This is a genomic window from Ideonella azotifigens (genome assembly GCF_006519715.1).
In the GTDB taxonomy this organism is placed as follows: Bacteria; Pseudomonadota; Gammaproteobacteria; order Burkholderiales; family Burkholderiaceae_C; genus Ideonella; species Ideonella azotifigens.
This window is the reverse complement of the sequence record NZ_VIDT01000331.1, coordinates 1-5,996: the sequence shown is the minus strand read 5'-3', so window position 1 is coordinate 5,996 and position 5,996 is coordinate 1. Positions and strand designations below refer to the sequence as shown.

At 67.5% G+C, this 5,996-nt stretch carries 3 protein-coding genes and 2 pseudogenes; 2 read left to right on the top strand and 3 right to left on the bottom strand.

Annotation, left to right across the window (positions count from 1 at the left end; translation table 11 throughout):
• Both FKP22_RS18450 and FKP22_RS18445 read left to right on the top strand, forming a co-directional pair.
• A pseudogene (locus FKP22_RS18450) lies at positions 1–214 on the top strand (DNA polymerase Y family protein); the annotation flags it as partial.
• A 3-nt stretch (positions 215–217) separates the two neighbouring features.
• Positions 218–3,379 carry an error-prone DNA polymerase gene (locus FKP22_RS18445; protein ID WP_141289102.1) on the top strand — a complete coding sequence of 1,054 codons (3,162 nt, stop codon included), beginning with the start codon at positions 218–220 and terminating at the stop codon, positions 3,377–3,379.
• 276 nt (positions 3,380–3,655) lie between these two features.
• Here the strand turns inward: FKP22_RS18445 and ftsH are convergent, their stop codons facing one another.
• The 3 genes and pseudogenes from ftsH to FKP22_RS33945 form a co-directional block, all read right to left on the bottom strand.
• Positions 3,656–5,482: an ATP-dependent zinc metalloprotease FtsH gene (ftsH, locus tag FKP22_RS18440; RefSeq protein ID WP_141289106.1), complete on the bottom strand. Its 1,827-nt coding sequence runs from the start codon at positions 5,480–5,482 to the stop codon at positions 3,656–3,658.
• Between the two features lie 10 nt (positions 5,483–5,492).
• Positions 5,493–5,804, bottom strand: coding sequence for a chaperone modulator CbpM (locus FKP22_RS18435; RefSeq protein WP_141289100.1), 312 nt, complete (start codon positions 5,802–5,804; stop codon positions 5,493–5,495).
• 15 nt (positions 5,805–5,819) lie between these two features.
• Positions 5,820–5,996 (bottom strand): annotated as a pseudogene (locus FKP22_RS33945) (J domain-containing protein); the annotation flags it as partial.

The window sequence follows — 5,996 nt, the reverse complement described above, 5'->3', positions numbered from 1 at the left end:
CAAGCCCACCTACCAGGGCCCGTTGTTGTTGCTGATGGGCCCCAACCGCGTGGATGCCGGCTGGTGGGACCGCACCGGCCAGGGCGACGCGGCCCACACCCGCCAGGCCAGGCGCGACTACTGGGTTGCCTGGAGCGACCGCGCCGGCCTGCTGTGGCTGTTCCAGACGCGGCAGCAAGGCGAGTTCAACTGGTTCCTCCATGGCTTCTTCTAAACCATGAGCACCCGGCAACTCCCTGCCTACGCCGAGCTGCAGTGCGCGACCAGCTTCAGCTTCCTGCGCGGCGCGAGCCAGCCCAAGGAGATGGTGGCGCGCGCCCACCAGTTGGGCTATGCGGCGCTGGCCATCACCGATGAATGCTCGGTGGCTGGCGTTGTTCGGGCGCATGAGCAGGCCAAGGAGCTCGAATTCAGGCACCTCATCATCGGCAGCCAGTTCCAGTTTGGTGGCCCTTGGCCTTTCACGCTGGTGGTGCTGGCCTGCAACCTGCGCGGCTACGGCAACCTCACCCAGTACATCACCCGGCTGCGCCGCAGCAGCCCCAAGGGCCACTACCGCGCCGTCCCGGAGGACTTGAAACGCGGCGAGCTAGCGGACTGCGTGGTGCTGGCCGCGCCGGCGCGCGACAGCACGCCCGAGCAAGGCCTGGCCATCGGCCGCTGGCTGCTGCGCCACTTCACCGGCAACTGCTGGTTCGCGGTGCACCTGCTGCGCCTGGCAGACGATGAAAGCTGGCTGCTGAAGATGCGCGAATGGTCCGCGCAGACCGAGATCCCGCTGGTGGCCGCCGGTGACGTGCACATGCACGTGCGCTCGCGCAAGCCGCTGCAGGATGTCCTCACCGCCATCCGCCTGAACACGCCGCTGACCGAGTGCGGCCTGGACCTGCAGCCCAATGCCGAGCGCCACCTGCGCTCGCGCACCCGGCTGGGCCTGAGCTGCCCGCCAGACCTTTTGGCGCAGACGCTGGTGGTGGCGGCCAAGTGCGAATTCGAACTCACCGAATTGAAGTACACCTATCCCGATGAGTTCATTCCCAAGGCCCTCACCGCGGCACAGTACCTGCGGCAACTCACCTATGAAGGCGTCGCCCGGCGGTTCCCGGAAGGACTGAAGAACGAGCACCGCAAGCTCATCGAACACGAGCTGAAGCTGATCGCCGAACTCCAGTACGAGCACTACTTCCTGACCGTGGGCGAGATCGTCGCCTTCGCCCGCAGCAAAGGCATCCTTTGCCAGGGCCGCGGCAGCGCCGCCAACAGCATGGTCTGCTTCTGCCTGGGCATCACCGAAGCCAACCCGGCCGACCTGAAGATGCTGTTCGAGCGCTTCATCAGCCGGGAGCGTGGCGAGCCGCCGGACATCGACGTGGACTTCGAGCACCAGCGCCGCGAAGAGGTCATGCAGCACCTCTACGAGAAGTACGGCCGCGACCGCGCCGCACTCACCGCCACGGTGATCAGCTACCGCCCGCGCAGCGCGCTGCGCGACGTGGGCAAGGCCGTGGGCATTCCGCTGGCCACCATCGAGAAGCTCACCAGCAACCTGCACCACTGGGACGACTGGCAAAGCGACGACGGCAGCGCCCAGGCCCAGACCCAGCGCGCCCGCCTGCAGGAAGCCGGCATCGACACCACCGATCTGGCGGTGCGCCAGTGGCTGCAGCTCAGCACCCAGGTCATGGGCTTCCCGCGCCACCTCTCGCAGCACACCGGCGGCTTCGTGCTGACCAGTGGCGCGCTCTCGCGCCTGGTGCCGATCGAAAACGCGGCCATGAAGGACCGCACCGTCGTCCAATGGGACAAGGACGACCTCGACGCGCTGGGCCTGATGAAGGTCGACGTGCTGGCCCTGGGCATGCTCAGCGCCATCCGCCGCACGCTGGACATGGTGAGCCGGCGCCTCGGCGAAACGCTGGAGATCTACAAGATCCCGCAAGGCGACCAGCCCACCTACGAGATGATCTGCAAGGCCGACACCGTCGGCGTCTTCCAGATCGAAAGCCGCGCGCAGATGAGCATGCTGCCGCGCCTGCGGCCGGAGAACTTCTACGACCTGGTGGTGGAGGTGGCGCTGGTGCGGCCGGGGCCGATCCAGGGCGGCGCGGTGCACCCGTATCTGAAGCGCCGCCAGCAGCGGCGCGAAGACTCCTCGCTGAGCTTCGAGACGCCGGGCGGCGACCTGCTGAAAGACGCGCTGCACCGCACGCTGGGCATCCCGATCTTCCAGGAGCAGTGCATGCAGATCGCCATCCTCGGCGCCGGCTTCAGCCCCGGCGAGGCCGATGGCCTGCGCCGCGCGATGGCTGCCTGGAAGCGTCATGGCGACGTCGGGAAATACAGGGACCGCCTGATCGGCGGCATGCTGGCCAAGGGCCTGCCGCTGGACTTTGCCGAAGGCGTCTTCGAGCAGATCAAGGGCTTCAGCTCCTACGGCTTCCCGGAGAGCCACGCGGTGTCGTTTGCGCTGCTGGTCTATGCCAGCAGCTGGCTCAAATGCCATTACCCGGCGGAGTTCCTGACCGGCCTGCTGAACTCCCAGCCCATGGGTTTTTATTCCGCGTCACAACTGGTGCAGGACGCGCGCCGACACGACGTGAAGGTCTTGCCTGTGGACGTGCAGCACAGCGGCTTCGAAACCCGGCTGGAGGGCGACATCCAGGCGCCTGCGGTGCGCATGGGGCTGCACCGCGTCGGGGGCCTGCCGGAAGAGGTGGCGCTCCGCATCGAGCAATCCCGCCTGCAGGACGGCCCGTTCACCAGCACCGGCGACCTCGCGCGCCGCGCCGCGCTCGAGCAGGGCGAACTGCGCCTGCTGGCTGGTGCCGACGCGCTCGCCTCGCTCGCCGGCCATCGCCGCCAGCAGGTCTGGGACGCTGCCGCGCTGCGCCGCCCACCGGCCCTGCTGCAGCCCGCACCCGTCGAAGAAGAAAAGCTGGAATTGCCCGCTGCGCCGGAGGGCGAAGACATCGTCTTCGACTACGCCAGCACCGGCCTCACGCTGCGCCGTCACCCACTGGAACTGCTGCGCCCCCAGCTCAACAAGCGCCGCCTGCTGACCGCCGAAATGCTGAGCCACAAGGTCGACGGCGACGCAGTGCGCTACGCCGGCATCGTCACCACCCGCCAGCAGCCGCCCACCGCCCACGGCACCATCTTCGTCTCCCTGGAAGACGAAACCGGCGTCGTGCAGGCCATCTGCTGGCAACGCCAACGGGAACGCTTCCGCATCCCGCTGCTGCGCGCCCGCCTGCTGATGCTCTATGGCCACTGGCAGCGCGAGGGCGATGTCTGCAACCTGATCATTGCCTACGCCGAGGACCTGAGCCCGATGCTGGGGAGGCTGGCGGAGAGCACGGTAAGCCGGGATTTCAGGTAGGGGTGTTTGTGAACGACCCTGAGCGGACATTCACAACGGCGAATCACCGTACGACTGGGAGACCAGGACGACCCGAATGAGTACATCGACTCGTTGACGATTCGAACAATTCCACTCGCGCTCTCAACGGCGCCAGTGGGTGTGAACGATGAAAAGCAGGTCACCTTCGTATTCAACTGCACAACCCACGCTTGATTCTCAAGAGATTCCTCGCCGGTATCGCCAGTCCTGCAAACGGGAGCTCTCAGCAAATTCCCACGAAGGAATCCTTCGACTTCAGTCCAGTTCTTGCCCCTCACCGAGCCCGGCGGTGAGGCTGCGCAGCGCCGCCTCGTCCAGCGTCTCGCGTTCGAGCAGTTGTTGCGCACCTCGCTCAAGCAGGTCGCGGTGGGTGGTCAGCAGCTGCGCCGCCTGCGTGAGACCGGCGCCGACGAGCTGTGCCACCGCTGCGTCGATGCGGCGCAGCGTGTCCTCCGAAAGCGTCCGGCCGTTGCCTGGCCAAGCCATGGCCTCGCCTGCCGGCGCGCGTGGCGCTTCGTAGGCCACCGGGCCGAGGCCTTCGTCCATGCCGTAGCGGGTGACCATCTCGCGCGCGATGTCGGTCGCCTTTGCGAGATCGTCCGCGGCGCCGGTGGAGATCTCGCCGAGCGCCAGCATCTCGGCCGCGCGGCCGCCGAGCAGCACGGCGATCTTGCGTTCGAGTTCGCCGCGTGTCATCAGGTAGCGGTCCTCGGTGGGGCGCTGGATCGTATAGCCGAGCGCGCCGATGCCGCGCGGGATGATCGAGACCTTGTGCACCGCGTCCGAGCCCGGCTGTGAGAGCGCGACCAGCGCATGGCCCATCTCGTGGTAAGCGACGGCGCGGCGTTCGTGCAGGTTCAGCACGCGGCTCTTGCGCTCAAGCCCGGCGACGATGCGCTCGACCGCGACGGTGAAGTCCGCCAGCGTCACCTCGTCGGCATGGCGACGCGTCGCGGCGAGTGCCGCCTCATTGACCAGGTTGGCCAGGTCCGCGCCGCTGAAGCCGGGCGTGATGGCGGCCACCTCGTCGAGCTTCGTGCCGGCGGCCAGCCGCACCTTGCGCACATGCACCTGCAGAATCTGCAAACGGCCGATCTTGTCGGGCCGGTCCACGAGCACCTGGCGGTCGAAGCGGCCGGCGCGCAGCAGCGCGGTGTCGAGGATCTCGGGCCGGTTCGTCGCGGCCAGGATGATCAGGCCTGCCGAGGTGTCGAAGCCATCCATCTCGACGAGCAACTGGTTCAGCGTCTGCTCCTTCTCGTCGTGGCCGCCCAGTCCCGGGAAGGCGCCGCGCGCGCGGCCGAGCGCATCGAGCTCGTCGATGAAGATGATCGCGGGCGCCTTCGAGCGTGCCTGCTCGAACAGGTCGCGCACACGCGCTGCGCCGACGCCAACGAACATCTCCACGAACTCGCTGCCCGAGATCGAGAAGAAGGGCACGCCGGCCTCGCCGGCCACCGCCTTGGCCAGCAGCGTCTTGCCGGTGCCGGGCGGGCCAACGAGCAGCACACCCTTGGGGATGTGCGCGCCGAGCCGGCTGTGCTCCTGCGGCTGCTTCAGGAAGTCAACCACCTCCTTGAGCTCCTCCTTGGCCTCGTCGACGCCGGCAACGTCGGCAAAGCTGACCCCGGTGTGGTTCTCGACGTAGACCTTGGCGCGGCTCTTGCCGATCGCCATGAAGCCGCCCATGCCCTGCTTGTCGGTGAAGCGGCGGATCACGAAGAACCACAGGCCGAAGAAGATCAGCGCGGGCAGGATCCAGGACAGCAGGTCGCGCAGCCACGGGCTCTCAATCACGCGCTTGTAGGGCACGCCATACTTCTCCAGCCGGGCGGCGAGCTCGGGCTCGACGCGCGTGGCAACGAGCAGCGTCTTGCCTGCTTCGGGCGACTTGAGCGTGCCGATGAGGGTGCTGTCGGAGATCGTGATCTCGGTGATGCGGCCATCGGCCAGCGCCTTTTCAAACGCGCTGTACGGCACGGCCTCGATCTGCGTGGCGCTCTGCCAGAAGCTCTGCGCGAGCATCAGCACCAGCAGCGCAACAATCCAGTAGCCGACGTTCCAGGTCTGGCGTTTGTCCATGGGCATGTGTTCAGGCCTCAATGCCGGCGCGGCGCAACGCCGCGCGCAGGCGCTTGATCTCGTCCGTCAGGTCCAGCATCACCGCGACGCTGTCCAGGTTGGCCTCGAAGTCGCGCTGCAGGCGGCGAATGCGCCGCACGCGGGCGAGTTCCTCGCCACCGAAGCGCCACACGGGCTGTTCGACCGCCGGGCGCAGCAGGCCCGCATCGATGAACTCCCTGATCTCGTCGGCGGCCGTGCCGCAGGCTTGCGCGAACATCTCAAGATCGAGCGCATGCTCGTCGCTCAGGCAAACCCCGATCAACATGGTTTCGCTGTGCATGGGCCAGCCTCCAGTTCATTCACCAAGGTGGCCGCGCGGGTCGAAGGCGAGGTCTTGCGCCATCTGCCGGTACAGCGCCCGCGCCTTGTCTGTGTCGGCCGGCGGCAGCGCGACTTCGAGCGTGACGTAGAAGTCTCCTGGCGGCGAGTTCGGCCCGCTGCCCGGAATGCCGCGTCCGCGCAGGCGCAGCTT

Coding starts and splice junctions, on each gene's coding strand:
- FKP22_RS18445 (WP_141289102.1), top strand. CDS start 218: ATGAGCACCCGGCAACTCCCTGCCTACGCCGAGCTGCAGTGCGCGACC.
- ftsH (WP_141289106.1), bottom strand. CDS start 5,482: ATGGACAAACGCCAGACCTGGAACGTCGGCTACTGGATTGTTGCGCTG.
- FKP22_RS18435 (WP_141289100.1), bottom strand. CDS start 5,804: ATGCACAGCGAAACCATGTTGATCGGGGTTTGCCTGAGCGACGAGCAT.